This is a genomic window from Halobacteriovorax sp. GFR8, assembly GCF_050955245.1.
Taxonomy (GTDB): Bacteria; Bdellovibrionota; Bacteriovoracia; order Bacteriovoracales; family Bacteriovoracaceae; genus Halobacteriovorax_A.
Genome location: NZ_JBPBLR010000002.1, coordinates 646,815 through 671,929 on the forward strand (window position 1 = coordinate 646,815; position 25,115 = coordinate 671,929).

Genomic DNA, 25,115 nt, shown 5'->3' on the forward strand with positions numbered 1-25,115 from the left:
TTATATTCTCTCTTCTAAAGTTAAAATTGTTTCTTTAATTTCATCACGTACTCGGCGATAGACTTGAAGAATCTCTTCTGTGTCAGTCATCTCCTTTGTGAGGCGAGGGGGATCATCAAAACCAATGTGAATGATCTTGCCACCGGGAAAGTATGGACAATTCTCATTGGCATCGGAACAAACAGTAATGACAATGTCGATTTTTGCCTCAATTTCGTCCGTCGTATTTGATTCATGATTTGAAATATCGACGCCTACTTCTTTCATCACTTCGATGGCATAAGGATTGAGCCCATGCTTCTTTGTACCGGCCGAATAGAAATTGTACTTATCGCCTTTAAGCGCCTTGCCCCAGCCTTCGGCCATTTGAGATCGACAGGAATTTCCTGTACACAGAAAGAGAATATTTTTTTTCATTAATTCTTACCCTTATTTGTTAAAAAGCAATCGAGAATAGGACAGTCACTTAGAGGCTGGTTGTCATCCACACAGCAATTTGCTAGGCCCTCTAACGACTTTTTCATTTTCTTGAGGTCTTTGATCTTTTCATTTATTTCTTTAATTTTTGTTTCGGTCTTAGAAAGAACATCGCTGCACTTGGCGTGATTCTTAATTCTTAGATCAAGTAGCTCTTTTGTTTCACTGAGTGTGAAGCCTAGCTCCTGTGACCTTTTGATGAATTTTATCCGTGTGATGTATTCACTAGGGTAGTGCCTGAAAGCGCCGCTCTTTTTGGGTTGAATAAGAATTCCTTTTCGCTCATAAAAGCGAATGGTTTCAAGATTGACTCCTGAAGCCTCTGCGAGTTTTCCAATGGTAAGTGTTTCATTCATTTTCATAATATACACTCTGTACCATGGTACGGAGTCAAGGCGGTAGTGATAATTTGTTAAGATTTGATTTTAGAGATTGATCTTTATTTGTGAATTGATCTTTTGGAGCTGAGAGATAAATTGTGCGCGATTTACTGGTGAAATTACGTAAGAGATCTTGTGGCATTCGATCTTGATGCGATCAAGTGAAAGTGCCGGTGCTGACATGAATGTTCTAGTCTTTGTAATTTTTTTTATGCTTGAAATTGGAATATGAGACTTCAAGAATAGATTTGAGATAATCAATTCATCATCTTTGATTTCATAGAAAATACTTAGGTATAAAAAGACGAGAATGCTCATGTATAATAAGATAAAGTATAGCGAGCCCATGTGGATAGTTAGGCTAACAATATAGACTGAAATAAGACGAAAAATTGAACTGATCACTGGTAACAGGAGAATGAGTGAGGTCAAAAAGTCGAGCTTACTTCGATAACGCATTCTACTTCCCGCGCACAATCGGTAGGGCCTTTACCTTTATGGCCTTTCCGTGATCCATGGCAACCTGTCCGCTAACAATTGTATAAGTCGGTGTTCCTTGAACTTCCATTCCATCAAAAGGTGTCCAGCCCACTTTAGAAGCTTGGTCTTCATTTTTGATTGTGAATCTCTTATTCATATCTAGGATTGTCAGATCACCATCCATGCCTTCCTTAATAAAGCCTTTGTTAAGCTTGAAAAGCTTTGCAGGGTTTTCTGCTAGGTAAGTCACGATATCAGAAAGACTTAAGCGGCCGGCCTCTACGTGAGTTAGCATTACTGGCAGCATTGTTTGCACTCCAGGCATTCCCGAAGGAGATGCTGGGTAAGGCTGATCTTTTTCTTCAAGAGTGTGAGGAGCATGATCACTTCCAAAGACATCAATCACACCAGCTTTTAAACCTTCCCAAAGTCCATCGGTGTGATCTTTAGTGCGGATAGGTGGATTCATCTGAGCAAGAGTTCCAATCTTGTCATAGATATCTGGAGCAAAGAGAGTTAGGTGCTGAGGTGTCACCTCAATTGTACAATGCTCTTTTTGATCTTTTAAAAATTCGATTTCATCTTTTGTTGTCAGGTGAAGGATATGAACCTTGCGCCCAGCTTTTTTTGCCACCTCGATAATCATCTTTGTTGATTCAAGGGCCGTCTGAGCATCTCGCCACTTATAATGTGCGTGAACGTCTCCGTTGGCATTGTCTCTAATGGCAACATTGGCATGAAGTCTTTCCTCACTTTCTGAGTGAACTGAAATATGACAGTTTAAAGTCTTAAAGATCTCAACTAATTTATCTGTATCATATAAAAGAAGATCGCCCGTTGAGCTTCCTAGAAAGATCTTAACACCAGAGCAACCAACCATATCTTGGGACTTCACAAGTTCATCAAGGTTCTTGCCACTTGCTCCAATGAAGAAGCCAAAGTTTGCATATGAAGTCTCTTTGGCTATATCGACCTTTACTTGTGTTGCCTCAACACTAGTTGTTGCTGGCTTTGTATTTGGCATCTCAAAGAAAGTACAAATTCCGCCCAGTACTGCGGCCTTTGAGCCGTGAGCGATATCTTCCTTGTGAGTGAGGCCAGGTTCGCGAAAGTGGACTTGAGAGTCGATTAAGCCTGGAAGAATATCGAGTCCCTGTGCGTCAATAACTCTCGCTGCATTTTCGAGCTCATCCTCGCTAAATTTAGCTAATTTAACTATCTTCCCGTCTTTTAATCCGATATCTTCTTGCCAGCTTTTTTGTGATGAGTGTAGAGTGCCGTTTTTGATGATTAGGTCGAATTCCATGACAGTTTTCCCTTTTTCGGTTATTCTATCTGCATAAAAAATAGAGGAGTTGATAGTGTCACTAGTAGTTTACAATACTTTAACAAAGAAGAAAGAAACTTTTACGCCATTAGAGGAAGGTAAGGTTAAGCTTTATCTTTGTGGACCTACTGTTTACGGACCGCTACATATTGGAAACTTTCGTGGGCCTATCTTTTTTAACTTCGCAAGAAATTGGATGGAGCATATCGGTTATGATGTGAACTTCGTTTATAACTATACTGATGTTGATGATAAGATCATTAATAAGGCCAATGAAGAGGGTGTTGATTCACTTGAAATTTCTGAACGTTATATCAAGTATTTTCAAGAAGACTTTGGTCGTTTAGGCCTTCGTCCTCATACACATAACCCAAAAGTAACAGACTTTATTCCTGAGATTATTGAATACGTTCAAGGCATTATCGATAATGGTATGGCCTATGTAGTTGACGGAGAAGTTTTCTACGAAACAACAAAGCTTGATTCATATGGAGAGTTATCGGGAGTAAATCTTGATGAATTAAATGCTGGTGAACGAGTTGATGTTGACCAAAGAAAGCACGACCCGAAGGACTTTGTTCTTTGGAAGCCTGCTAAACCAGGAGAACCATCATGGGATTCTCCATGGGGGAAAGGTCGTCCAGGGTGGCACATCGAGTGTTCTGCTATGATTAAGTCGATCTTAGGTAAGTCAATTGATATTCACGGTGGTGGTATTGATTTAATTTTCCCTCACCATGAAAACGAAATTGCTCAAGGTGTTGGATGTAATTCATGTAAATACGTAAATTACTGGATGCATAATAACTTCATCAATATGAGTGGAGAGAAGATGAGTAAGTCCCTTGGGAATATCATCACAGCTCGTGCATTTATGGATGAGTATCACCCAGAGATTTTAAAGTATATTATGCTTTCAACTCACTACCGTTCAATGCTTGATGTAACAGATGAAAAAATTGATCAAGCCTTTGGTGGTGCCATTCGTGTTTACCGCGCACTTCAAGTGGCAAAGCATGCAGCACAGTTTGAAACAAATGATAGTGCAAAAGTTAATAAGAAACTTGCTGAAGACCTTAAGCGTCTAGATGCCAAGATTGAGAAAGCATGTAATGACGACTTTAATACAAGTGAGATGATGTCTGCGATTTATGAAGCAGTTAAAACATTCAATACATTAAATCTTGAAAAGAAAGCAAAGGACGTAAACTCTGCTCCAACGGCAATTGCATTCACTGAATGGATTGCAAAGTATGGAAAGATGAGCGCTCTTTTTGCCATGGACCCTGAACAATTCTTATCTGAGATCAAAGAGGTTCAAGTGAGAAGAAAGGGAATTGCCCTTGAAAAAGTTAATGAACTTCTGGCAAAGCGTGCTGATGCTCGCGCTGCTAAAGATTGGGATGCAGCGGATGCGGCACGTGACGAATTAAACGCTCTAGGAATTGACTTCCAAGAAAGCGGTGATGAAGTGACGTGGTCAGTTCGTGTCTAATGGCCGAACACCAATTGTAATTGTTTCTTAAAAGACCTTTATATTCTCTCCTTGTGGTAATTTTATTTATATACGCAATTGACACGAGGAGAGATTTTCATGAAAAATCTAGTAATTTCAACAGCTTTAGTACTTCTGTCATCAAGCTCGATGGCCCAAATTAACTCTAAGCAATTTGTGGACTGCTTTGTTAAGGCCTCAAATGAAGTCATTGCTGAGCTTCACGTAAATGGTTCAAAAAGTAAAAAGAAGAGACTATGTAAAGAGCTTTCGCAAGAAATGGTTGATCGTTTAATTGAGAAGTTCACAGTGATTGAAGGCGGAGAGCTTAAGTATTACTCAGCAGATAGTATGGGTAAAGAACGTATGATCGACATCTACGACTATATTAAAGATGATATGAATTGCTATGGAAACGCTGTCGAAGGGCAGGGTGGTTCTCTATTTGGTGCTCTTGCTAATTCATTTTCTTATAATAAGAATTTAAAGCTAACAGATATGGCCCTTGATAAAATGGCCGGTCAAGATCTTTGGGATAAGGCATTTAGTCCAAGTATCTATAAGAACTTGAATGATTTAGACCTATCATATTGCAAGTAAGCTTAAGCTTTTTTAACAGGCTTATAAAGAACTAAGATAATCCCAACAATAACAAGTGGTATGCTTAAGATTTGTCCCATATTAAGGGCCATACCTTGCTCAAATGCCACTTGATTTTCTTTGAAGAATTCGACAAAGAAGCGCCAAGAAAATCCTCCAATAAAGATAATTCCTAGGAAGCGTCCAGATTGCCATTTATTGTGAAATTTTGAATAGAGGTAGTAAACAAGTCCTGAAATGGCAAAGAAACCAAGTGCTTCATAGAGCTGAGTAGGGTGGCGAGGGATATTATCGGCACGAACAAATTTAAAGGCCCATGGAAGATTTGTTGGGTGACCAAAGATCTCAGAATTCATAAGATTTCCAAGTCTAATAAAGCCTCCTGTCATAAGGGCCGGGGCCGCAACGAGATCAAGAAGCCACATGAGAGGAACATCTTTAACTCTTTTCTTGAAGGCATAAATTGAAACAATAACACCAAGAAAGCCACCGTGGCTTGCTAGTCCACCTTTCCATACATAGAGAATTTCAAGTGGATTACTTAAGTAATAACCTGGCTCATAAAAGAGACAGTGTCCAAGGCGTGCACCTACAACACAGCCAACGATCATATAATTTAAAAGTGAGCTAACTTCGTCTGTTGTAAAGTCTTTTTCTTTGATTAGGTAGCGACGACAATAGCGCTCACCAATAAAGAAACCAACGATAAACATTAGTGAGTAATAACGAACAGCAATTGGTCCGATTCTAAAAATTTCTGGATCAACATTCCATGTAATCATATACTTATTGTATGATGTTAGTGTAGGTTTTACACTTACTTTTTATTTTTAATTCTTATGCAAGACGTTAACACACTAAACGCTCAACATTATTGCCAAGTCGCGGTTGATTATCCAAAACTTCCAAGTGTTCTTACTTACAAGACACTAGGTGAGGAAATTCCTGTTGGTACCCTTGTGGAAGTTCCTCTCGGCCGAAGAAAGGCCAAGGGTGTTGTTGTGCCTTTTACGATCACGCAAAAGGAATTAGAAGAGACAATAACTAAGTACAAGTTAAGACCAATTAATGAAGTGCTAGCTCCTGAATTTGCTTTATCAGAGAGTGAAATGAAACTCTATGATTGGATGTCTCGCTACTATCACTATAATCTAGGGCGATTGACCTGGGATTGCTTACCTAAGATTTTAAAACGCCCGCGTGAAGTTGAAACTCAATTTGGAGATAACCAAGACTTTGAGCATGAACTATCACCACTCCAAAAACCTATTTATGAAAGTATCAATGCAAAACTTGATCTTGGCTTTGATCGCTTTCTCGTTCATGGTGTGACTGGCTCTGGTAAAACTTTAATCTATCTTCACTTGATTAAGAATGTATTAAAGAAAGGAAAGAGTGTTCTCTTTTTGCTCCCTGAAATTAATTTAACGCCTCAGTTTATGGAGACGTTTAAAAAATATTTAGACTGTCCAATTCTTCCTTACCATTCTGGAGTAACGCCTTCTCACAAGAATGCTATTTGGAAGTTCTTAAAAAAATCAGATCGCCCAGTACTCTTAATGGGAGTGCGCTCAAGTGTTTTCCTACCTGTTGAAAACCTAGGTCTTGTTATTGTTGATGAAGAACACGATAGTTCATTTAAGCAAACAGATCGTTGCCCATACAATGGGCGTGATGTGGCCATTAAGAAAGCACAGCTCTTTAACGCTCCAGTTGTTCTTGGAAGTGCAACGCCTTCGCTTGAAAACTACTATACTTTCTCAAAACTTAAGCCAGAGAATTACTTCTCGCTTGAAAAGAGGGTTGCCGGTGGCTTTCCTGATATTGAATTACTGGATTCGCGATCACACGGAGCGAAGAAAGATATGGATGCTCTATCAATTTGGCCTTTTGAAAAGAAGTCAATTGATATGATTAGTGAAGCTCTGGATAGAAAAGAGCAAGTACTCGTTTTTGTAAACCGTCTCGGCTTTTCTAATTATCTTCAATGCCGTAGCTGTGGTTATAAATTTGAAGACCCAAATACAGGTGTGCCTCTAAGATATTTTAAAAATAAAAATATTCTTTCGAGTTCTCATTCAGATTATCAAATCCCGCGACCAGAGATTTGTCCTGAGTGTGGAAATATGAATCTTCTTCAAAAAGGCTTTGGAACAGAAAGACTACAAGAAGTCTTACAAGACTTTTTCCCGACTAATAAAATTGAAAGATTTGATCGCGATGAGATCACAAACCTTGATAAGCTAGAGGATAAACTTGAGCGTTTTCACAAAGGTGAGATCGATATCTTTGTCGGGACCCAGATGCTCTCTAAAGGTCACAACTTTAAGAAGGTAAATCTGGTTCTAATCTTGGGAACAGATTCAATGCTAAACTTTCCTGACTTTAGGGCCATGGAAAAAGCTTATCAGATGATTGTACAAATTCTAGGACGAGCGGGACGCTATTCAAATCACGCTAAGGTAGCAATTCAAACGATGCTTCCTGATAACACGATGTTTGATTTTATCAAGTCACATAGCTTTTCTGGCTTTTATGAGTTCGAGTTAACGACTCGAGAATTCGGTCTTTTTCCTCCTTATACTAAGATGGCCAATATTCATGTTTCGGGTAGAGATCGTGATAAGATTATTGCGAATCTCTCAAGTGAAATCCATAAGCTACGTGGCCTCATGGATCAGCTTGGTATCGATGGCCAGGTCTGGGGCCCAACTCCTGCCATGATTGAAAGACGTGCGAATATGTTCACGTGGAGCATGTCTCTAATGTGTAAGAATGGGGGAGATTTAAATCGAGTCTTGCAGATTTTTCGCGCCCAAAATAAGATCGACTATTCCTTCTCTTTAAAGATCGATGTCGATCCAATGGATACTTAATTTATGATTACAAAGATATTAACTAGTTTCTTTTTTATCGTTGCACCACTTTGTTATTCTCCAGGGCCTGCGAATGTAACCTTGGCCGGACTTGGTGGAACTTATAGCTTTAAGAAAACGCTACCTTTTATTCTTGGGCTTTGGCTTTCGACAATCTCTGGTCTTTTGATCTGTCTTTATGGTGCGACTGATTTCATCATGAAGCATGAGAAGATCATGACATACTTACCAATCTTTGGAGCTTTATACTTATTCTATATGGCCTACAAGAGTCTTACGAATGTAAAGGAAGTAAAGGTTAATAGCGAAGAAGAAAGCTCGAAAGGCCCCTCATTTTTGGAGGGAGCAATTTTTCAGGCCCTCAATCCGAAGTTCTTAGTTTTCACAATTAGTGTTTACTCACCATTTTTAAATGAAGGTAAACTCTTTCTTACTCTTTTTAGTGCTGTCCTATTTTTTGGCGGAGCTAGCGCTCATTTACTGTGGTTCTTTATGGGCAATCGCTTGGCACATGTCCTTGGTGGAAAGAAGGCGCAGTACTTCTTCAGCTTCTTACTCGTTGCAGTAGGGCTGTGGATGATATCGACATCTCTGTAAGTTCTTGATATTACTGTTGTCATTAGTTTGGACTCATTCTTTAAAAACTATTTCTATTTACAAACTGCTTGCTAAATCTAAATAACGCAAGTAGATATAGAGCATGGACAAAACACCAGCTCGCTTTTCATTTATTATTCCGACTGTTATGGGGGTAGTACTTACTTTAAGCTTCTTTGTCTTAGGGATTGCTGCTTATCACATCCATAATAATCAAGAAAAGGTGCGTTTTGAAAATGATCGAGAAATCATTTCAAGACAAATCGTAGACTCACTTAAGCTTCCTATTTGGAACTTAAATAAAGAGTATATACAAAAAATTTCTAATGTTTTTGTAAACTCAAGTGATCAAACCGTAAGATCAATTACAGTAAAAGATGAGAGTGATAATCTTCTTAGCCATATCTCTCTTGTTGAGGCCCCTGCTCCTAAGTATGTTAATCCTGAAATTATTATCGAAAACTTCGATGTTTCATATGAAGGGAAGAATATTGGGAATGTTGAGATTATTTTTTCTAATCGTTTAAATGCAATTTATGTCCACAATATCATGAAAATGATTGGGTTGTGGTTTGCCTCTGGTTTAGTTTTATCTTTAATTGTTACTTCAATTGCATACTATTACTTATTCTTTAGCCCACTTAAGCACTTTGTTAATCGAACGAGCCTCATTGCAAGTGGAGACTTTCGACCAATTCGTGAAAAATTTGCTTTAAATGAACTATCTTTCTTTGCAAAAACTTTAAATAAAACCCTAAAAGAAATTATTCTAAGAGATGAGAAATTAAAGCAATACAATGTGGAGCTTGAAGCTACTGTTAGTAAACGCACTCAAGAGTTATATGAACAAAGAGAAAGAAGTCATGAGTCTGAAAGACTTGCGGCCTTAGGACAAATGGCAGCAGGAATTGCTCATGAAATTAATAATCCTTTATTTGTTATCTTGGGTAATCTTAATCGTCTGAAGAAATGTGTGAGTGGTGAGAAATGCGAGTATATTCTTGAAAAAGTTGAAGTCGCTGCAGATCGAATCACTGAAATTGTAAAAAGTATGTCGACGATGTCACGTGATGGACAAAAAGACTTAAAAACAGTTATTCGATGTGAGGAACTTGAGTCAATTGTCTTAGCGATTTGTAAAGGTCGTTTGACCGAAAAAGAAATTGGTCTTAGTTTTCATTATGACAAGAGTTCTCAAGGAAACCTTATTTATGCAAACAAGACGCAGATTAGTCAGGTCCTTGTTAACTTAATCAATAATTCAATTGATGCAATTGAAGACCTTGAAGAACGCCATATAAATGTTGTCATTAAACAAGACTTTGAAAATCTTTATATTGAAGTCATCGATAGTGGAAAAGGGATTGACCCTCGTATTGAAAGTCGTATTATGGAGCCATTTTATACGACAAAAGATGTTAATAAAGGGACAGGTCTTGGCTTAAGCTTGTCGTATGAAATGATGTTAAATAACGACGGTTATTTAAAGTATGATCCAAAAGCAGAGAATACAAAATTCATTATCTCACTACCGAAATATAGTGGAGGTATGAGTGAACATATTCACTAAGGTTCTGATCGCCTTCTCATTTTCAATTTCAATTTTTGCTGCAAAGGATATTCTCGTCGGAGCCTATCATTTTCCACCTTTTTACATAAAAAAACATGGTGAAAAAAGTGGGGTTTTACTAGAGATGATTGACGAACTTAATAAAGTTCAAAAAAAGTACCATTTTAAAATTATCGAAACATCTGCAAGACGTCGTTACCGTGACTTTATATCAAATCGTTTTGATTTGATTTTCTTTGAAAGCCCTAAGTGGGGCTGGAGTGAACGTCAGATTAATTATGTCATGACTCCTCCTTTTTCATTCGGTGGTGAAAAGTTTATCGCATTGAAGAAAGATAGAAATCAAAACTACCTAAAGCAACTAAAGAAGAAAATGATTCTATTATTTGATGGCTACCACTACGGCTTCCTCGATTATGAAGTTGATAAAAACTTTAATGCTAAGATCGTTTATACTAACTCTCACGAGGGAAATATTCTCAGTATTCTTAAAGGTAGGGGTGATATTGCCATTGTAACGGAGTCTTATTTAGATCTCTTCTTTGACAAAAATAGCGAACTTAAAAATAAGCTTATTATCTCTGAACATTATGACCAAGTATACGATCATCGGGTTATTATGACGAAGTCCTCGCATATTTCAAAAGATATGATGATGAGTCTTTTAAGACAAATAAAAGATAGGCCTTGTTGTCGTAAACTATTCAAATTTTAATTTAACTCATACATTAACAACTCGCTAAAGCGCTCCTTAGAACGTCTCCACGCTTTAGCATCTTGACGGAGTTGTTCATTCTTTAGGGAGTTTTCTCCCATAAGCAGCTTTCGTTTTTTGGGATTATTAATCATAATACAAAATGTTACGGGATCAGCTTCAAAGCTTCTTCCACAAATATTATAGACGTAATCAAGACTTCCTGTTTTGTAACGATACTTTTCAAAACCAGCTTTTGTTAAATACTTACGGTGAAGAGAGCCACTGTGACCAGTAATTGAAAGTAGGTTAATAAAGTAGTGATTACCAAATTTCTTATAGGCATTTTTATTGATAAATTTCACGATGTCCTGTGCTTGCATTTCAATGTCAACGCTTAGGCCGGAGCTATTTGTGATGTCTCCCTTCACAGGTAGCTTTAAATCTTTAACCATTTTTTGGGCAGCATCTTTCAGGTTATCTTTGTTTGTTGCTTTTAAAACTAAGGTTTCGATAAAGAGATTATTTGAGTACTCGAGAGAAAGTTTTACCATATCCAAAGATGGAACAGAGTAGATTGAATTTAAAATTTTTGACTTAGTAAACTTCTTTTCAAAAGTAATACCACTCGTTTCTATTCCGGCCGTCTTTAGGTGGTTGTTGAAGTAGTGAGCATTAAAGAGTAGTGAGTTTCTTAAAGGAACTTCTAGGAAGTAGCTGTCTGTTTTTGAATAGACCCATTCTTCTTTTTTACTATTGTTAAGGTGGCGAAAGCCTTCTCCTGGACCAAGCTTTTTAGTCGCTCTATTTACATTGAAGCCATCGTGAATAGGAAAAATTTCTTTATTATCGCGGCCAATAGATTTGAAGCGGTTAAAGTTTATATTAAGACCTGAGATACTTTGATTATAAGGCTGATCATCAAGGCCAACGTTGCCAATGCGACTTAAGTTGACAAAGTTATTGATGATAACGAGTTTTCCCTCTACTTTTTTTATACCGGCGGCCTTTACGGCATCCACAAGATCAAATGCTTGGGCGGTAAGAAAGTAAGGATCACCCGAAGTACTTAGGATCAGGTCACCTTTGAGAATACCATTTGAGATATGCCCACGTGTGGCGATCGTCGTTTTAAATCGATAGTCAGTCCCTAACTTATCCAAGATATAGTAGGCCGAGAAAATCTTGAAAATAGATGCGGGAATAAATGTACTCTTTGTATCTAGGGATCTTGATTTGCCACTATCCCATTCTAAAAAATAGCTTAATTCATCACCTTTATCTAAAAATTCTTTCTTTAATTTATCAATTGAAGTTGTAGCAAGAGCTGCCAGTGAAAATAAAAATAAAACCAAGTACTTCATTTATGTCCATCCTTATGACTACAGTCTGGAGTTACGGGATCATGGCCGCCCTTGGCCCATGGGTGACAGCTTAGAATGCGTTTTGTCGTTCTCCAAAAGGCAACGTGAAAAGGCAATTTACTAAAGGCCTCGATGCCATATTGGGAACATGTTGGCGTATAGCGACAATTAGACCCGAGAAATGGGGAGATTGCCAGTTGGTAAAAGCGGATTAATTTGATGAAAACGTATCTCATTACGCGTTATTTTAGCATTTTCATGGATAATTTGCTAAATTTTTGTGGTTCAAATTAATAGGAAAGAAGATGTTAAAACAAGAAAGAGCAAACTATATTGTTGAGGCGCTTGAGGAGCTTTATCCAGAAACTCCAACGCCGCTAGATCATACGAATGAGTTCACATTACTTATTGCTGTGCTTTTGTCAGCGCAGTGTACCGATGAACGAGTTAATCAAGTAACGCCAGCGCTTTTTGCAAAGGCCGACAACGCACGTGACATGATGAAATTAACACAAGAAGAGATCAAGGAAATCATTAAGCCTTGTGGGCTTTCTCCTAGAAAGTCGAAGGCCATTTATGACCTTTCTCGCATTCTCGTTAATGAACATGAGGGAGAAGTTCCAGCAAGCTTTGAGGAGCTTGAAAAGCTTCCAGGAGTTGGTCACAAAACAGCTTCAGTTGTTATGGCCCAAGCTTTCGATGTTCCAGCATTTCCAGTCGATACTCATATTCATAGACTTGCTCAGCGTTGGGGCCTAACTAAGGGAAAGAATGTCGATCAGACAGAGGCCGACTGTAAGAAGCTATTTCCAAGAGATCTTTGGAATAAACTTCACTTGCAAATTATCTTCTATGGGCGTGAGTATTGTAAGGCGAGGTCATGTTTTGGTCTTGAATGTCCAATCTGTCGCCATGTTTATCCGAACCGTAAATCAAAAGTTGAGACAAAAAAATGAGAGTTACACGAATTAATGACTTCGATATTTTACTACAAGAGGGGAGCACTAAAAAATCTATTATTGTTCTCCATGGATATGGAGCAAGCTTTCAAGATTTAGCTCCTTTATATCAATACCTTGATCCTAAGGATGAATTTAATTGGTACTTTGTCGATGGGCCAATGAAAGTTGATATCGGTATGGGAATGAAGGGAAGTGCATGGTTTCCGATTGACATGGTAGGGCTACAGCAGGCATCAATGGAAGGTCGTATCGAAGACTTCTTCTCACAAAGTGTTCCTGATGGAATTGAAGATATGCGTGATCGCCTTATTCATCTAATTAAGGAAATTAAAAAGAATAGTGATGAAGTGTACCTTGGTGGATTTTCTCAAGGATCAATGATGAGTCTTGCGATTGCTTATAAAGAACCGGAATTAATTAAACGCTTATTTCTTTTATCATCAACTCTTTTTGATGAAGGGCATATCGCGGAGAATACGAAGCATATTAGGCATATTCCAATTTTTCAATCCCATGGAAGTGCAGACCCAATTCTGCCATTTTTCTTGAGCGAGAAACTTAAGACTTATCTTGAAAAGGTTGATGAATATGAGTTTCATCCATTTCAAGGTGGCCATGAAATTCCAATGCCTGTGATTCAAAAGTTAAAAACATTCTTGGAGAAATAAAATTATGTTAAGCGGAAATATACGCAAAATGAAAACATCTCTTGAAGATGGTTTAGCACATTATCACTTACCTTTAGGTGATGAGCTACTTTATATGAATGATCTTTTAGGAAAGAAAATCAAGCTAAGTTTTGATGGTCAGATTAATTCAATTTATTCAGGAGAGTTAATAAAGAAGTCCTATTCTCAAGGATACTCATATAAGGAAATGATCACTCTTGCTCAATGTGACACTTGTATTGTAAAGCCAGAGCTTTGTCACTACCACAAAGGGACTTGTCGCGAGCCGAAGTGGGGAGAAGAGAATTGCATGATTCCACACTATGTGTATCTTGCGGTCTCTAGTCATGTGAAAGTGGGGATAACGAGACACACTCAAATTCCTACTCGTTGGATAGATCAGGGAGCTTCATATGCGCTTCCGATTTTAGAAGTTCCCGATCGCAAGACTTCTGGTGAGATTGAAGTTGAGATTGCTAAGGCATTCTCTGATAAGACTAATTGGCGAAAGATGCTCATGAATGAAGTCGCAGACGAAGACCTCGAAATGATTCGAGATCAAATTTATGATGATTTTGCGGACATTATTGATAGCTTTGGCCTTGATGATATTGAAGAAGAAGTTACTCATATTGAATACCCTGTGCTTGAATATCCTACGAAAGTTAAGTCAATTGGTTTTGATAAGAGCCCTGTTATTGAGGGGACTTTAATGGGAATTAAAGGTCAGTATTTAATTTTAGATATGGGATGCGTGAATATGAGAAAGCATGGTGGTTACTTTTTAAATGTCGAGCTCGACGTCTAATCCACATTCTTTTGCATGTATTTGAACCATATTCTTAACTTCTCTAGTTGAAATAAGATGATCGAGTAGTGAAAACTTTTGAGCTAAAGGAATTGCGCAACCATTATCGCATTTTGCATCAGAAGTGATGATATTCACGTGTTCAACTGGTTTCGTATTTTGGAAACTTGCGATCCACTTAAAGTGTTCAAGAATTTTATTAGAAATATTTTGAGTGATCTCAGGACGTCTTTCTAAGTTGTAAAGAAAGCGACCAGTATCTTTTTGGCGTCCATTTACTAATATATGAATGACGCCTTTTTCTTTTAGATGTAGACTATTACTTAAACACTTTGGACAAAACATTACTTTTCCTTAAATTTAAGTATAATTATAAAAGCTAAATAAAAATTAATCAAAGGGTAAAATATGGAGCCAATTAAGAGAGCGATCCCTATGCGTGATGGTGTAAAGCTATACACTGAAGTGGTTGAGCACGGGGCAAAGTACTGGCTAATAGCGACTCATGGAATAGGTGAGCATTTAGGTCGACATAAATACCTACAAGAGATTTTTGGCTTTGATGTTAATGTCTTTCAATATGATCTACGTGGCCATGGACGAAGCGGTGGTGAGAAAGCTTATATCGACCCATTTGAGCAATATATGCTAGACCTTGAAGATTGTCTTAAGCATTTAAGAGAGAATTATAAAATGGAAGATTATATTCTCTATGGGCACTCAATGGGCGCCCTGATTACATGTGGCTTTACACAAAATAATCTAAAAGAAGGCTCTTACCCAAGAGCAATTATCGTCAATGCTCCACCTGTTGGTGTTGGTGGCCCATTTGCCGTTGCCGTTAATAAGATCAAGGGTCACTTTTTTAATAAGTTGGCCTCGATTAAGATGTCGATACCACTAGGTGGACTCGTGGATTTAAATACTCTTTCTCATCAAAATAAGGTGGTTGAGGAATTTAAAAATGATCCTTTTAATCTTCAAAAGCTTCACACAAAACTCCTGCTGGAAATGGTTGCTTGTAGTAAGAGAGTTTTTTCAAAGCCTATCAATGATAAGGTTGAAAAGTATATTTCTTATGGAACAGCTGATAAGTTAATTAGTGTACCTGAGCTTGAAAAGTACTTGGCAGAAGTTGACACGAGTTTTACTGTAACAAAAATAGAAGGTGCACGACACGAACAATATCAAGAAATTGAAAAGTATCGTACTCCTTATTTTAATTATCTTAGGGATCTCGTTAAAAAATTAATTTTTTAGCGAGCTTGAACATAGTCGATAAAGTTCTTTATGACTTTACGGCCACCTTCATAACCGGCCTTTAATTCTTGCTCCGATAGAGTCATTTCAATATGGCCTTCGACAAAGTCTTGAGATGCTTCAGGGTGTCCTTGAAAGCTAAAGAATGGAAGTGACTCATGAGCAATTCCATCCAGAAAACAATCGTCTGATGTTGCAAGATGAATAAAGCCTTTTGGCAGCTCCTTGACTTCATAGTGGTGAGTGATGAAGAGACTGAATTGTTCGTCTTTTTTGAAACCAAATTTGTCAGTAAGAACTTTTGTTTTTCTTGTTCCTTCAAAAAGTTGGTTATCAGGTTTCACCATATCAACCTTTGAGCCAAAAATATCGGCAATAAGCTGATGGCCAAAGCAGATACCCATGACTGGAATATTTTTTTCTAATTTTTCTTTCATACGTTTTGCTAGATCAACTTGCCACTCAAGTCTTTGATAAACATTTGAGTCTGAACCGAAAATAATATAGCCGCTGGCCTCTTCAATTTTATCGAGTGAACTGCATCCAAATTGAGATACCCAGTGATAGGTCGTAGGAATATTAAAATTTTGAATCATTTGATTCATGCAGTTATATGATGGTTTCGAAATTGCGCAGTCGATTATTGCAATAGGCTTCTTCATGAGGTTCCTTAAAATATGGTCGAAATAGTGTCAATTTGAGAATGCCTAATCTAACAAATTTGTTAAAAAGCTAAAAGAACTTTGTCGTAAAAAGAAATAGTACTTAGTGAGTTTTGACAGTGTCAAACTTCCACAAGATATTGGCACTTTTTAATTAAAGGTTTTAACAATCAGTACTTTCTAAGTTCAAAAGATCAAAATCAGAGAAAAATTTTGAAAATTTCTAAGTTATTAAGAGTTCGTCAGCACCAAATGTGAATTCAATACCTTTCAATTTTACAAAGAATCTAAAAGAAAAACTCTTTGTTGACCTAGGTTAAAAGTCTAATTTTATATAAAATCTAACTAAAAACAGGTTAAAGTTAAGGCAAGAATTTACCGATAAATAAATTAAGATTAATTCGGGGGGATATCTTGTCAACTGCCAAGAAATTAGATCAAGACAATATTGAAAAGCCAGCAGCTTGCGTCGATGCGCCAAAGGTTTCTGGTCCTAATGATGAAAATCCATCTAATGTTTTAGAGTTCTCAATTACTAAACAAATTAAGGATGTTGATTTATCAAAGTTGGGAGAAAGTTCTGAGGAGAATACTGGTAGTTTGAATAATCTTGATCTTGCAGCAAAGCCAGTTGGTGATATTACTCATACTCAAATTCTAAATCTTGCAAAGAGTTCGACTGAAGTGGATGTGCTTGAAGCACAGGTGAAGTTAATCGCCCTTTTTGTATCTGAGGCCAGGCTACTTGAGGGCGAGCTGAATAAATATATTCACGCTATTCACAAACAAAGCCCACAATCAAAGAAGTATCTTCTTCAAATGAGGAAAGTCGTAAAAGACTTCTCTAATATTGAAAAGATTCTCGAGAAGGCCAGATCTGTAAAATAAATCGAGAATTAGCGACTAGCTATTTGAAGTAGCTTATCTTCTTTTGGTTTCTTAGAGTCTTTATCTTTCTTTGACTCTTTTTCGTCTTTTTCAGGACCTTGATCTTCAACTGGGATACTTTTAAGGATCTCTGTTGCAGATACATTCATGCTAAATCCAAGACATGCGATAACGGCCATTGCTAGTACAAGTTTCATAAATTCCCTCACGTATATAATTATGCTTAGAATAGAAAGGATTTGGGCCTTAGACAAAGAGAATCGCTCGGGGGTTGTAATTTTTTTAAACATGTAAGATTGAGACGAGATTCTTACAGGAGATTGGCTTCTGGGAAAGCAGGGTAAGGTTGGACGGTGCCAAACTTACCCTGAATATTTGTTATTTCTTAATAAATGTTTCTAAGAACTTCACTCTCGTTAGTGCTGGTGGGTGAGAGTGGTAGAAAGAGCTATAAATTGGATCTGGAGTTAGCGTACTCGCATTATCCTTGTACATCTTCACAAGTGCATTGATTAGCTCTTGAGGGTCCGAGTGAATTGAAGCGAACTCATCGGCCTCAAATTCGTACTTTCTCGATGCCCATGATGAGATAGGTGTAATAAAGAAAGTATAAATTCCGCTAACGAGTAGGAAGAGTGTTAATGCCATATAAGTCTGTGTCGTATGCACTCCATGCATCTCAAAGAACCATGATGTTTGCATCAGCTGTCCTAGAATAAATAGGCCGATAAAGCTAAAAACAAAGGCCTTGATCATCATCTTAAGAATATGCTTACGCTTGAAATGGCCTAATTCGTGAGCAAGAACGGCTTCTACTTCTGACGCGCTTAGAGTGTTAATTAGAGTATCAAAGAAGACAATGCGCTTATTTTTTCCAAATCCAGTGAAGTAAGCGTTTCCGTGACCACTTCTACGTGAAGCGTCCATCACGAATAGTCCCTTACTTTCAAACTCAACTCGCTTTAAAAGCTCGAGAATACGATCCTTCACTTCGCCTTCCTCAAGCTCCGTAAACTTGTTGAAGATTGGAGCAATAAAAGTAGGGTAGATCCACATTAAAAGTAGTTGGAATGCGCTTAGGAATGCCCAAGCGTAGGCCCACCAATATTGTCCAAGAGATTCCATGATCCAAAGGATTCCGTAAATTAGTGGAGTACCAATTATAAGCCCAAGAAGTGATCCCTTGATCATATCTGTAACAAAAGTTTTAAAAGTTGTTTTGTTAAACCCGTACTTCTCTTCAATAACAAAAGTTGTATAAAGAGATTCTGGCAGGCTTAGGATTGAGTTAATAAAGCTAAAGGCCAGGATAAAGAAAGTTCCTGTAAAAAGTGGAGATAGCTCTAGAGCTAGAATTGACTTATTTAGGGCATCTAGTCCACCACCAAGTGTCCAAACCACAAGAATGATATAGCCGATAAAGTTGAAAAGTTGGCCCTTGTTAAGCTTCTCCATCGTATAGCGAGCAGCTTTTTGGTGGTCCTCAAGAGTGATTTTATCTGCGAACTCTTCTGGAACTTTATTAAAGTTCTTTCCAATATGCTTAATATTTCTCTTATCTAGATATGCTTCAACAAGTCCCTTAATACAAAGGACAGAAATAAATACTTTTGATGCCATCGTAAGATTGACCATGTGCTTCCTTTTTTTTAACTTCTATATTTGTTATGACCTTTATATCATGTCAAAAAAAAAGGTATTTGCCTATGAATGTTCATCAAATTTATACCGATTCACCTTTACGCAACTATAACTATATTGTCGAAATGGGCAATGCTGAAGTTGCTGTGGTTGATCCTATCTACCCTGAATTAATCAATGAGTGGTTGGCCGCTAATGAACGCCAACTGGCCGTGGTCCTGCTATCACACGGTCATTATGATCATGTGGCCGGAGTTGAGGCCTTGGTTAAAGAACATGGTGCTCAAGTCTGGGGGCATAAAGACAGCTTTAAAAGTGTTGATCGCATTCTTGTTGACGGAGAAAAGATTCCAACTTCTTTAGGAGAACTCGAAGTCATTGAGACCCCAGGTCATACGATGGATCACTTGTGCTTTCTATTTTTTGAATCTGGCAAGCAAGTTGAAATTATCACGATGGATACGATCTTTAATGCAGGGATTGGTAACTGTAAGAACGGCGGAAATCTTGAAGTATTCGTTGACACGATTCTTGCCTTAAATGAAAGAGTCGAGGATCAGGTCATTCTCTGGCCGGGACATGACTATATAAAGAATAATTTAAATTTCACCTTGGCCAATGATCCGGATAATGAAGCAGCAAAACAGTTGCTCGAGCGTGTGGAATCAGAAGGAAGCATCGGATTTCAAACCAATTTTGAAACAGAGAGGAGAGTTAATCTCTTCTTGATGACGAATGATAAAGAAAGAATTAAAGACTTAAGACATAAACGAGACAACTGGTAAATAAAAAAACATTTAAAGGAGTTGATATGAGTTTTCCAAAAGTAGGAAATATGGCGCCAGCATTTACAATGCTTAACCAAGACGAACAAAAAGTAAGCCTAAAGGATTTCAAAGGTGACAAGAACGTTGTTCTTTACTTCTATCCTAAGGCCATGACACCTGGGTGTACAACTCAAGCCTGTGGTATTCGTGACTATAAAAAGGAGTTTGCTAAAGCCGATACAGTGGTTTTAGGAGTATCTCCTGACGAGCCAGCACGTCTTGTTAAATTCATCGATAAACAAAAGTTAAACTTTGACCTTCTATCAGATCCTGAGCACAAGATTATGGATAAGTATGGAGTTTGGGGACTTAAGAAATTCATGGGTAAAGAATACATGGGTGTTATCAGAACGACTTTTATTATTGGCAAAGACGGTCGTCTGAAATATGTAATGGATAAGGTGAAAACTAAGTCACACCATGATGACGTACTGAACTGGATTAAAGAAAATCTATAGTCCTTTCTTTAATTAATTAGCTGAGGAAGTTTATGAAGGCCCTAATTTTATTTTTACTATTTTCAACAACTTATGCAGCAACACTTGAAGTGATGTCTTATAACGTTGAAAACCTATTCGACACACAAAAAGATGAAGGAAAGAACGATTGGGCTTACCTTCCAAAGAACACTAAGGGAAAGAAAGAAGCTTGTAAGAAAGTTTCTTCAAAGTATCGTCGTGACGAGTGTTTCTCGGCCGACTGGACTCAAGAGAAACTAAATTTAAAACTATCTCAGATTAAGGATGTTGTTTTAAAAGAAAGAAAGAAGCTTCCTGACTTATTAGTTGTTTCTGAAATTGAAAATGAAAATGTCATCGGTCAACTTGCAAAAGTTCTGGGTTATAAGAAATTTTATACTTCAAATTCACCAGATTACCGTGGAGTTGATCTTGCAGTACTTTTTAATGAAACAAAAGATTTTAAATATGTTTCAAAGAAAGAGCATGTTCTTAAAAGTGATTATCTAAAAAAGAGGCCTTCTCGTAATATCTTTGAAGTGCAATTCAAACTAGGGAAGAATGACCTTTATGTTTTTGCTAATCACTGGCCAAGTTTAGGAAACCCTGACGAGGCAAGAGTAACAGCTGCAACAACTTTAAAAACTAGAATTGATGAGATTATGAAGAAGAATGCGAAGGCTTCAGTTCTTGCAGTAGGTGACTTCAATACTATTCCTGAGTTAAAGAAGTCAGGAAATAAGCATCCTATGAGAGATGTTCTATTAAAAGATGGAACAATTGTGGATGTTGAAAAAGTATTTCGTTCTGAGAAGTCTAATTCAAAGAAAGTTAAAACAATGCCTCCTGGGACTTACTACTATGCAAGAAACTCTCAGTGGAACCACCTAGACCGTGTTTTTGTTCCAAGAGTCATGTTAGGTGAGAAACACCCGGTTAGAATTGATTTAAAGTCTTATCAGATCTATGCTCCAGATTTTATTCGTCAACCACAACCACAAAGTGTTTTTGATGAAGATATGGAAGAGATGAGAGATCGTGGATTTAAAGTTGAAACGAAGAAAGTTCAAACAGCTCCAAATCGTTATGATCATTTAGCGACTAAGAAAGCTAAGGCCGGATACTCGGATCACTTTCCACTTGTTTTCGAATTAAATTACTAAAAGAAAAAGGCCCTTTAAAAGGGCCTTTATTTTTTTAATCTTCATATACTGCATTTAAATAATGTCTAAAACAAAGTCTTGTTGGATCCTCTAATGGTGGATTTTCCTCGTAGAACTTCATACACTTTTCATTAAATCTCTTTGCTGAATCATCCTTTCTCTTTTTACCACGGAACTCAAAGTGAAACCCTACATAGTCTGGAGTGAAAACTGGATGAATTGACATATCCCATTTCTCATTGCGATTTGTATTGAATTCATCAGCATAGAATAGTCTTCCTGTTAAGTGACCAACAAGTGCTCCTATCGCAACATCACTGGCCCAGTGAGCATTATCGTGTACTCTTGACCAACCACCAATTGCTGCTGCTGTATAAGCTAGTACAGGAATGATTGTTGATTTATCTTTATAGTGTTCTGCGATTACCGTTGCAAAAGCAAATGCCGTTGTTGTGTGTCCAGAAGGAAATGAAACATTATCATTATCCCAGTTGAATCCAGAAAATTCTTGGTGATCATCTGTCTTATTTGGTCTTGTTCGACTAAAAGTCATTTTACCAGCTCTTGTGATAATTCCTGAAATTGCAGTAGCTTTAAGTGCAACTTTAGCAACACGTTTGATTTCGTTATTATCCATAACAACTCCGAGAACATATCCTGCAGCTGATAGGCCGATAACTTGGCTACCTGCTTTTTCTCCCCAATATGATATCTCTTCAGAAATCTCAGTTCTATGCTCTTGTGCGAATTGTTTTAATTGCTCATCATTATTAAATAGAAGAATTGCCGTACCAGCTGCCGCACCAATAGTTACTAACTCTGAATTTGTTAAACCAATTGGTAAGGTTTGATAGCTTGGTGCAAAAGTGTATTCACCATATCTATTGATAATCCCATCTTCTTCGTAGCGAGGTTGAAAGGCACTATCTTTACCCATACCTGGACAGTAACCATCTCTTAAGAAGTCTTCGACAAGGCATTCTGCTTGCGCATTTAAAATGAATACAAGGCATGCCAATATTTTTAGAAACCTAGTTCCTCTCATAATTTCTCCCTAAATAAAATATGATTTGTGCCATTATATCTTGATAGGTAAGTGGCTAGATTGATTTTGTTGTATTTACACAGGGGTTACAAATTTTAGACAGTTAGATGGCGGTAATATATTTCCTCAATTTTTAAAGGTGAATTTAAGTTAGAATAATTAAATGAGGGGAATTTTAATTCTAATTTTAACTATTTACGGCCTGGGTGCATATTCATCAACTGATTTCAATTACCAAGATCGTTCGAATGATTTTCAAGGGTTAGCAGAAGTGCTAATTGCTGAGTACCAATATCAAGACTTTGATGGTTTCTATCAAAATTATTCTGAGCACTTCCTAGCAAATCAGGTTTTTGTTAAGGGGAGTGAGAGATTCTTCGTAAAACTCGGGCTAGAGGCCGATGAAAGTAAGCTTAATAAATTCATCTCACTAGACGCTGGGGAAGTCGTAAATTTCAAAGTTGGAAAAGTTCCTGTTTCTATTTATTTTGAAAATATCTCAAAAGTTGAAAAATTTAGAATTGTAAAAAGTGTTAAAGGCTTTGTGGCAAAGCAAATGAGAAAGGGGAGCTTTAAAAAGTACACTCTCATTGATCTCATTATCCCAAAGGCGCATGCTTTAGAATGTGAAAATCAATTAGAAGAAATTGTAAATATTGATGACCTAAAGGCGCCTGTTGATCGCTTCAATAAGGACTATCTTATGGCGCAAGCAAGCGGTTGTGTGCAAAAGGCCCTAAGCGCTGCCTGGGCAAAAACTGGTGGCCTTGTTCAAGATGTGGGAAGTGGAATTTGGAACTTTATTAAGTCTCCCGTTAAGTCAGCGAAAAAGTTTTGGAGTAGTGCTGTTGATACATATGAGACAACAAAGGAATTTATCACGCAAATTGATCAAAAACTAGCTAGTCTCGGTGAGGCGCTCGGTGCTCTATCTCTTGAGTCGCAAATCCAATTAGTTTGCTCTCTAGTAGGAAGCCTGGGATCAAATGTCTTAGTAAACGTCATTATGAGAGGACCTCTTGGGCTAGGGAATGCTATGACTTCTCTTGCAGATCTTTCAAAGAGAGTAACGTCATCGGCAAAATTCTTACAGCTTCTTGACCAGTTAAAGAGTGCAGGAAAGTTAGGGAAAGAAAAAGTCGGTGAGCTCATAAATAAAGTACTTATGACAAAAAATAAAGATGGCCTTGAAAAAGTTAATACTCTTTCTTCTGGTAATTATGTGAACTTAACTGTGGAGTATGCGGCATGCGCGCTTTAGTTATTTCGTTATTCTTAATTTCTAACTTACCCATTTTCGCTGCAGGTAAGAAGTGTAAGGATCTTGACGCTAAGGTGACAAGAGCAATTGAGTCACAAAAGATTATGAGCCAAAGAGGAATTAAGGGCGAAATCAGACAAGAGATGACAAGTCTTCTAGATCGTGGTGTCGAGATTAATCCTATGTTCTTTCAACATATGATTCATCGTAAGGGATTCAAGACAACGGGGTTCAAGGATAAGGATCTTCTTGTTGGGCATGCGAAAAAACACGGTGATGAATTTAACTTTGTTAGTGATAGACAATACTTGAGAAATGCTGAGAAGTTTGCTCGCTCAAGTGATGATAATATTATCTCTTTTAGAAGTAAGAATGATATTTACCGCTATAATCCTGTCTCAAATGAGTTTCAAGTAATTGAACGTTCTGGAAAGGTGATTGGTACTTATTATCGACCAGATCTAAGAAAGCTAAACGCTGCTAGAAAGAGAGAAAATCTTCCTCCATTTAAGAGTGTTACCGAGTGGTTCATTAAGAATAAATGGGAGCGCTTTGTTTTAAATAGTGACTTTAAAAAATAGAGAATATTTCGTTAAATATTTTAAAGGCCTGGCTTTTCGCAAATGCTTCAAAATTTGTAAACCTATTGGCGAAATCTTTTTCGTTCGATTTATTTTGATATAGGTATGCTGTGGCCACTTCTGCAAACATTTCTTCTGGCGATACTGTTGAGTACTCCGAAGGGAAGTTATCATAGGTGATTAACTCATTTGTATTAGTTAATCTAAGCTTTGCTTCAGATAAGTTAATTTCTGGGTGATGGTGATCATTATTGTGTTGGTATGTGAAATGCCTCTCATTTTCAGTCGAAGACCAGCCAACAGAGTTAATGAAGTCTTGGTATAGGTCTGGGTTCTCTTTTTGAACGAAGTGAAAGAACTCGTGAGTTAGAGTCAGGTTGATTTCTTCATCATTTTTTAATTGATCTTTGTAGATAACGATTTGTTTCCACTCTTCATCATACTTGCCTTTTGTTAGCCAGCTTGTCGGATGTGTTGTCTCAAAAATAACAAATTTTAAGTGATTTGTTGTCTCTGTAAAACCAGTGTCGAGTAGTTCTTTGACAAGTCGGATTTGCTTTAAGTTTATTTCTGCAGCAGGAATTAGAAGAATTTTGTAATCTTCATATATCTGCGTCTGAAGAGTACTTGCTTTAGACCTTTCTTTGTCAGTAATATTCTTACTAAACTCAAAATCAACAAAGTCGATAATGCCATTATTATTTAGATCAGTGCCAAATCTTGTTTTGTCTTCAGGAAACTCATCTGTGATATTCTCGTAACCATCACCATCAATATCATTATCCATAGCATCTGGAATTCCATCGAAGTCTTGGTCCAGAAAAATAAAGTAGTTATCATTTCTAATAACATCTTTTTCAATAAAGGTTTCATTTATTGTATAGCGAAGTTTTTCATCGATGGGTGGAAGATTGAATGGGGCGGCTAAGATCGTTTGGGTAATTACCATTGAAATGGCAAGACTCCCTATGGACCAAGGGCGGCCCAGTAGAGAGTTTTTAAATATGTTTTTCTTTTTGAAAATCATGCCT

Annotated in this window: 29 protein-coding genes; 16 read left to right on the top strand and 13 right to left on the bottom strand. The window is 37.4% G+C overall.

The features are described from left to right. From ACRXC1_RS03605 to ACRXC1_RS03620, 4 genes are all read right to left on the bottom strand, one after another. Positions 1-417 (bottom strand): arsenate reductase ArsC, encoded by a 417-nt coding sequence (locus tag ACRXC1_RS03605; protein WP_433656553.1) that lies wholly within the window; start codon positions 415-417, stop codon positions 1-3. Further along, a complete protein-coding gene (locus tag ACRXC1_RS03610; RefSeq protein ID WP_433656555.1) occupies positions 417-833 on the bottom strand; it encodes a MerR family DNA-binding protein in 417 nt (138 codons plus the stop codon). Before ACRXC1_RS03610 ends, ACRXC1_RS03605 begins: the two co-directional genes overlap by 1 nt. A gap of 69 nt (positions 834-902) precedes the next feature. Beyond that, complete coding sequence (locus tag ACRXC1_RS03615) at positions 903-1,316, bottom strand: PH domain-containing protein (protein WP_433656557.1); 414 nt, start codon at positions 1,314-1,316, stop codon at positions 903-905. A 1-nt stretch (position 1,317) separates the two neighbouring features. Beyond that, positions 1,318-2,643, bottom strand: coding sequence for a dihydroorotase (locus ACRXC1_RS03620; protein ID WP_433656559.1), 1,326 nt, complete (start codon positions 2,641-2,643; stop codon positions 1,318-1,320). A 55-nt stretch (positions 2,644-2,698) separates the two neighbouring features. On the opposite strand from ACRXC1_RS03620, the gene cysS reads away from it, so the two are divergent. Further along, entirely contained in the window at positions 2,699-4,159 is a 1,461-nt protein-coding gene (gene cysS, locus ACRXC1_RS03625) for a cysteine--tRNA ligase (protein WP_433656561.1), read from the top strand. Positions 4,160-4,258: 99 nt separating this feature from the next. Further along, a complete protein-coding gene (locus tag ACRXC1_RS03630; protein ID WP_392911395.1) occupies positions 4,259-4,759 on the top strand; it encodes a hypothetical protein in 501 nt (166 codons plus the stop codon). Between the two features lie 2 nt (positions 4,760-4,761). Here the strand turns inward: ACRXC1_RS03630 and lgt are convergent, their stop codons facing one another. Beyond that, positions 4,762-5,541 (bottom strand): prolipoprotein diacylglyceryl transferase, encoded by a 780-nt coding sequence (gene lgt, locus ACRXC1_RS03635; protein WP_433656564.1) that lies wholly within the window; start codon positions 5,539-5,541, stop codon positions 4,762-4,764. Positions 5,542-5,598: 57 nt separating this feature from the next. Here lgt and priA point away from each other — a divergent pair, with 57 nt between their 5' ends. From priA to ACRXC1_RS03655, 4 genes are all read left to right on the top strand, one after another. Continuing rightward, a complete protein-coding gene (priA, locus tag ACRXC1_RS03640; RefSeq protein ID WP_433656566.1) occupies positions 5,599-7,635 on the top strand; it encodes a replication restart helicase PriA in 2,037 nt (678 codons plus the stop codon). 3 nt (positions 7,636-7,638) lie between these two features. Further along, positions 7,639-8,232 carry a LysE family translocator gene (locus tag ACRXC1_RS03645; RefSeq protein WP_393062004.1) on the top strand — a complete coding sequence of 198 codons (594 nt, stop codon included), beginning with the start codon at positions 7,639-7,641 and terminating at the stop codon, positions 8,230-8,232. 103 nt (positions 8,233-8,335) lie between these two features. Further along, on the top strand, positions 8,336-9,802 hold the full coding sequence (locus ACRXC1_RS03650; protein ID WP_392911405.1) for a sensor histidine kinase: 1,467 nt from the start codon (positions 8,336-8,338) through the stop codon (positions 9,800-9,802). After that, the gene (locus tag ACRXC1_RS03655) at positions 9,786-10,517 is read left to right on the top strand and encodes a substrate-binding periplasmic protein (protein ID WP_433656569.1); all 732 of its coding nucleotides are present in this window, start codon (positions 9,786-9,788) and stop codon (positions 10,515-10,517) included. Before ACRXC1_RS03650 ends, ACRXC1_RS03655 begins: the two co-directional genes overlap by 17 nt. Here the strand turns inward: ACRXC1_RS03655 and ACRXC1_RS03660 are convergent. Beyond that, a complete protein-coding gene (locus ACRXC1_RS03660; protein ID WP_433656571.1) occupies positions 10,514-11,860 on the bottom strand; it encodes a D-alanyl-D-alanine carboxypeptidase in 1,347 nt (448 codons plus the stop codon). The genes ACRXC1_RS03655 and ACRXC1_RS03660 overlap by 4 nt on opposite strands. Continuing rightward, on the bottom strand, positions 11,857-12,096 hold the full coding sequence (gene yidD, locus ACRXC1_RS03665; RefSeq protein ID WP_392911410.1) for a membrane protein insertion efficiency factor YidD: 240 nt from the start codon (positions 12,094-12,096) through the stop codon (positions 11,857-11,859). The genes ACRXC1_RS03660 and yidD overlap by 4 nt, the downstream gene beginning before the upstream one ends. Before the next feature lie 69 nt (positions 12,097-12,165). Here yidD and nth point away from each other — a divergent pair, with 69 nt between their 5' ends. The 3 genes from nth to ACRXC1_RS03680 are packed head-to-tail and all read left to right on the top strand — an operon-like array spanning position 12,166 to position 14,298. After that, positions 12,166-12,816: an endonuclease III gene (gene nth / locus ACRXC1_RS03670; protein ID WP_392911412.1), complete on the top strand. Its 651-nt coding sequence runs from the start codon at positions 12,166-12,168 to the stop codon at positions 12,814-12,816. Beyond that, positions 12,813-13,490, top strand: coding sequence for an alpha/beta hydrolase (locus ACRXC1_RS03675; protein WP_392911414.1), 678 nt, complete (start codon positions 12,813-12,815; stop codon positions 13,488-13,490). The genes nth and ACRXC1_RS03675 overlap by 4 nt, the downstream gene beginning before the upstream one ends. A gap of 28 nt (positions 13,491-13,518) precedes the next feature. Beyond that, positions 13,519-14,298, top strand: a complete 780-nt coding sequence (locus ACRXC1_RS03680; protein WP_433656574.1) for a DUF2797 domain-containing protein — start codon at positions 13,519-13,521, stop codon at positions 14,296-14,298. On the opposite strand, the gene ACRXC1_RS03685 is transcribed toward ACRXC1_RS03680, so the two are convergent. Then, positions 14,275-14,643, bottom strand: coding sequence for a hypothetical protein (locus ACRXC1_RS03685; protein WP_433656576.1), 369 nt, complete (start codon positions 14,641-14,643; stop codon positions 14,275-14,277). The two genes, ACRXC1_RS03680 and ACRXC1_RS03685, sit on opposite strands and share 24 nt — an antisense overlap. A gap of 63 nt (positions 14,644-14,706) precedes the next feature. On the opposite strand from ACRXC1_RS03685, the gene ACRXC1_RS03690 reads away from it, so the two are divergent. Further along, on the top strand, positions 14,707-15,558 hold the full coding sequence (locus ACRXC1_RS03690) for an alpha/beta fold hydrolase (protein WP_433656578.1): 852 nt from the start codon (positions 14,707-14,709) through the stop codon (positions 15,556-15,558). Here the strand turns inward: ACRXC1_RS03690 and ACRXC1_RS03695 are convergent. Beyond that, positions 15,555-16,220, bottom strand: a complete 666-nt coding sequence (locus ACRXC1_RS03695) for a type 1 glutamine amidotransferase (RefSeq protein WP_433656580.1) — start codon at positions 16,218-16,220, stop codon at positions 15,555-15,557. The two genes, ACRXC1_RS03690 and ACRXC1_RS03695, sit on opposite strands and share 4 nt — an antisense overlap. Positions 16,221-16,634: 414 nt before the next feature. Between ACRXC1_RS03695 and ACRXC1_RS03700 the strand changes: the two genes are divergently transcribed. Beyond that, positions 16,635-17,108: a hypothetical protein gene (locus ACRXC1_RS03700; RefSeq protein ID WP_433656582.1), complete on the top strand. Its 474-nt coding sequence runs from the start codon at positions 16,635-16,637 to the stop codon at positions 17,106-17,108. Between the two features lie 8 nt (positions 17,109-17,116). On the opposite strand, the gene ACRXC1_RS03705 is transcribed toward ACRXC1_RS03700, so the two are convergent. Next, entirely contained in the window at positions 17,117-17,305 is a 189-nt protein-coding gene (locus ACRXC1_RS03705; RefSeq protein WP_433656584.1) for a hypothetical protein, read from the bottom strand. A gap of 181 nt (positions 17,306-17,486) precedes the next feature. Beyond that, positions 17,487-18,743 carry a M48 family metallopeptidase gene (locus ACRXC1_RS03710; RefSeq protein WP_433656586.1) on the bottom strand — a complete coding sequence of 419 codons (1,257 nt, stop codon included), beginning with the start codon at positions 18,741-18,743 and terminating at the stop codon, positions 17,487-17,489. Positions 18,744-18,814: 71 nt separating this feature from the next. On the opposite strand from ACRXC1_RS03710, the gene ACRXC1_RS03715 reads away from it, so the two are divergent. Genes ACRXC1_RS03715 through ACRXC1_RS03725 form a run of 3 tightly spaced genes read left to right on the top strand, consistent with a single transcriptional unit; the run spans position 18,815 to position 21,197 of the window. Then, the gene (locus tag ACRXC1_RS03715; protein ID WP_393098808.1) at positions 18,815-19,534 is read left to right on the top strand and encodes an MBL fold metallo-hydrolase; all 720 of its coding nucleotides are present in this window, start codon (positions 18,815-18,817) and stop codon (positions 19,532-19,534) included. 26 nt (positions 19,535-19,560) lie between these two features. Next, positions 19,561-20,034 carry a thioredoxin-dependent thiol peroxidase gene (gene bcp / locus ACRXC1_RS03720; protein WP_393061984.1) on the top strand — a complete coding sequence of 158 codons (474 nt, stop codon included), beginning with the start codon at positions 19,561-19,563 and terminating at the stop codon, positions 20,032-20,034. Between the two features lie 32 nt (positions 20,035-20,066). Beyond that, positions 20,067-21,197, top strand: a complete 1,131-nt coding sequence (locus ACRXC1_RS03725) for an endonuclease/exonuclease/phosphatase family protein (RefSeq protein WP_433656589.1) — start codon at positions 20,067-20,069, stop codon at positions 21,195-21,197. Between the two features lie 34 nt (positions 21,198-21,231). Here ACRXC1_RS03725 and ACRXC1_RS03730 read toward each other — a convergent pair whose 3' ends face one another. Then, positions 21,232-22,242: a phosphatase PAP2 family protein gene (locus ACRXC1_RS03730; RefSeq protein ID WP_433656591.1), complete on the bottom strand. Its 1,011-nt coding sequence runs from the start codon at positions 22,240-22,242 to the stop codon at positions 21,232-21,234. 163 nt (positions 22,243-22,405) lie between these two features. On the opposite strand from ACRXC1_RS03730, the gene ACRXC1_RS03735 reads away from it, so the two are divergent. Continuing rightward, positions 22,406-23,503 carry a hypothetical protein gene (locus tag ACRXC1_RS03735; protein ID WP_433656593.1) on the top strand — a complete coding sequence of 366 codons (1,098 nt, stop codon included), beginning with the start codon at positions 22,406-22,408 and terminating at the stop codon, positions 23,501-23,503. Then, the gene (locus ACRXC1_RS03740) at positions 23,491-24,084 is read left to right on the top strand and encodes a hypothetical protein (protein ID WP_433656595.1); all 594 of its coding nucleotides are present in this window, start codon (positions 23,491-23,493) and stop codon (positions 24,082-24,084) included. Before ACRXC1_RS03735 ends, ACRXC1_RS03740 begins: the two co-directional genes overlap by 13 nt. Here ACRXC1_RS03740 and ACRXC1_RS03745 read toward each other — a convergent pair. Further along, complete coding sequence (locus tag ACRXC1_RS03745) at positions 24,074-25,111, bottom strand: thrombospondin type 3 repeat-containing protein (RefSeq protein WP_433656597.1); 1,038 nt, start codon at positions 25,109-25,111, stop codon at positions 24,074-24,076. The genes ACRXC1_RS03740 and ACRXC1_RS03745 overlap by 11 nt on opposite strands. Positions 25,112-25,115: the final 4 nt, after the last annotated feature.

What these genes read in the sequence shown, in the direction of transcription:
- lgt (WP_433656564.1), bottom strand. Translation starts at nt 5,541, where the DNA reads ATGATTACATGGAATGTTGATCCAGAAATTTTTAGAATCGGACCAATT.
- ACRXC1_RS03610 (WP_433656555.1), bottom strand. Translation starts at nt 833, where the DNA reads ATGAATGAAACACTTACCATTGGAAAACTCGCAGAGGCTTCAGGAGTC.
- ACRXC1_RS03605 (WP_433656553.1), bottom strand. Translation starts at nt 417, where the DNA reads ATGAAAAAAAATATTCTCTTTCTGTGTACAGGAAATTCCTGTCGATCT.
- yidD (WP_392911410.1), bottom strand. Translation starts at nt 12,096, where the DNA reads ATGAGATACGTTTTCATCAAATTAATCCGCTTTTACCAACTGGCAATC.
- ACRXC1_RS03680 (WP_433656574.1), top strand. Translation starts at nt 13,519, where the DNA reads ATGAAAACATCTCTTGAAGATGGTTTAGCACATTATCACTTACCTTTA.
- ACRXC1_RS03660 (WP_433656571.1), bottom strand. Translation starts at nt 11,860, where the DNA reads ATGAAGTACTTGGTTTTATTTTTATTTTCACTGGCAGCTCTTGCTACA.
- ACRXC1_RS03725 (WP_433656589.1), top strand. Translation starts at nt 20,067, where the DNA reads ATGAAGGCCCTAATTTTATTTTTACTATTTTCAACAACTTATGCAGCA.
- ACRXC1_RS03645 (WP_393062004.1), top strand. Translation starts at nt 7,639, where the DNA reads ATGATTACAAAGATATTAACTAGTTTCTTTTTTATCGTTGCACCACTT.
- ACRXC1_RS03675 (WP_392911414.1), top strand. Translation starts at nt 12,813, where the DNA reads ATGAGAGTTACACGAATTAATGACTTCGATATTTTACTACAAGAGGGG.
- ACRXC1_RS03705 (WP_433656584.1), bottom strand. Translation starts at nt 17,305, where the DNA reads ATGAAACTTGTACTAGCAATGGCCGTTATCGCATGTCTTGGATTTAGC.
- ACRXC1_RS03745 (WP_433656597.1), bottom strand. Translation starts at nt 25,111, where the DNA reads ATGATTTTCAAAAAGAAAAACATATTTAAAAACTCTCTACTGGGCCGC.
- priA (WP_433656566.1), top strand. Translation starts at nt 5,599, where the DNA reads ATGCAAGACGTTAACACACTAAACGCTCAACATTATTGCCAAGTCGCG.
- ACRXC1_RS03620 (WP_433656559.1), bottom strand. Translation starts at nt 2,643, where the DNA reads ATGGAATTCGACCTAATCATCAAAAACGGCACTCTACACTCATCACAA.
- ACRXC1_RS03685 (WP_433656576.1), bottom strand. Translation starts at nt 14,643, where the DNA reads ATGTTTTGTCCAAAGTGTTTAAGTAATAGTCTACATCTAAAAGAAAAA.
- bcp (WP_393061984.1), top strand. Translation starts at nt 19,561, where the DNA reads ATGAGTTTTCCAAAAGTAGGAAATATGGCGCCAGCATTTACAATGCTT.
- ACRXC1_RS03730 (WP_433656591.1), bottom strand. Translation starts at nt 22,242, where the DNA reads ATGAGAGGAACTAGGTTTCTAAAAATATTGGCATGCCTTGTATTCATT.
- ACRXC1_RS03650 (WP_392911405.1), top strand. Translation starts at nt 8,336, where the DNA reads ATGGACAAAACACCAGCTCGCTTTTCATTTATTATTCCGACTGTTATG.
- ACRXC1_RS03695 (WP_433656580.1), bottom strand. Translation starts at nt 16,220, where the DNA reads ATGAAGAAGCCTATTGCAATAATCGACTGCGCAATTTCGAAACCATCA.
- ACRXC1_RS03630 (WP_392911395.1), top strand. Translation starts at nt 4,259, where the DNA reads ATGAAAAATCTAGTAATTTCAACAGCTTTAGTACTTCTGTCATCAAGC.
- ACRXC1_RS03710 (WP_433656586.1), bottom strand. Translation starts at nt 18,743, where the DNA reads ATGGTCAATCTTACGATGGCATCAAAAGTATTTATTTCTGTCCTTTGT.
- ACRXC1_RS03740 (WP_433656595.1), top strand. Translation starts at nt 23,491, where the DNA reads ATGCGCGCTTTAGTTATTTCGTTATTCTTAATTTCTAACTTACCCATT.
- ACRXC1_RS03690 (WP_433656578.1), top strand. Translation starts at nt 14,707, where the DNA reads ATGGAGCCAATTAAGAGAGCGATCCCTATGCGTGATGGTGTAAAGCTA.
- nth (WP_392911412.1), top strand. Translation starts at nt 12,166, where the DNA reads ATGTTAAAACAAGAAAGAGCAAACTATATTGTTGAGGCGCTTGAGGAG.
- ACRXC1_RS03615 (WP_433656557.1), bottom strand. Translation starts at nt 1,316, where the DNA reads ATGCGTTATCGAAGTAAGCTCGACTTTTTGACCTCACTCATTCTCCTG.
- ACRXC1_RS03735 (WP_433656593.1), top strand. Translation starts at nt 22,406, where the DNA reads ATGAGGGGAATTTTAATTCTAATTTTAACTATTTACGGCCTGGGTGCA.
- ACRXC1_RS03715 (WP_393098808.1), top strand. Translation starts at nt 18,815, where the DNA reads ATGAATGTTCATCAAATTTATACCGATTCACCTTTACGCAACTATAAC.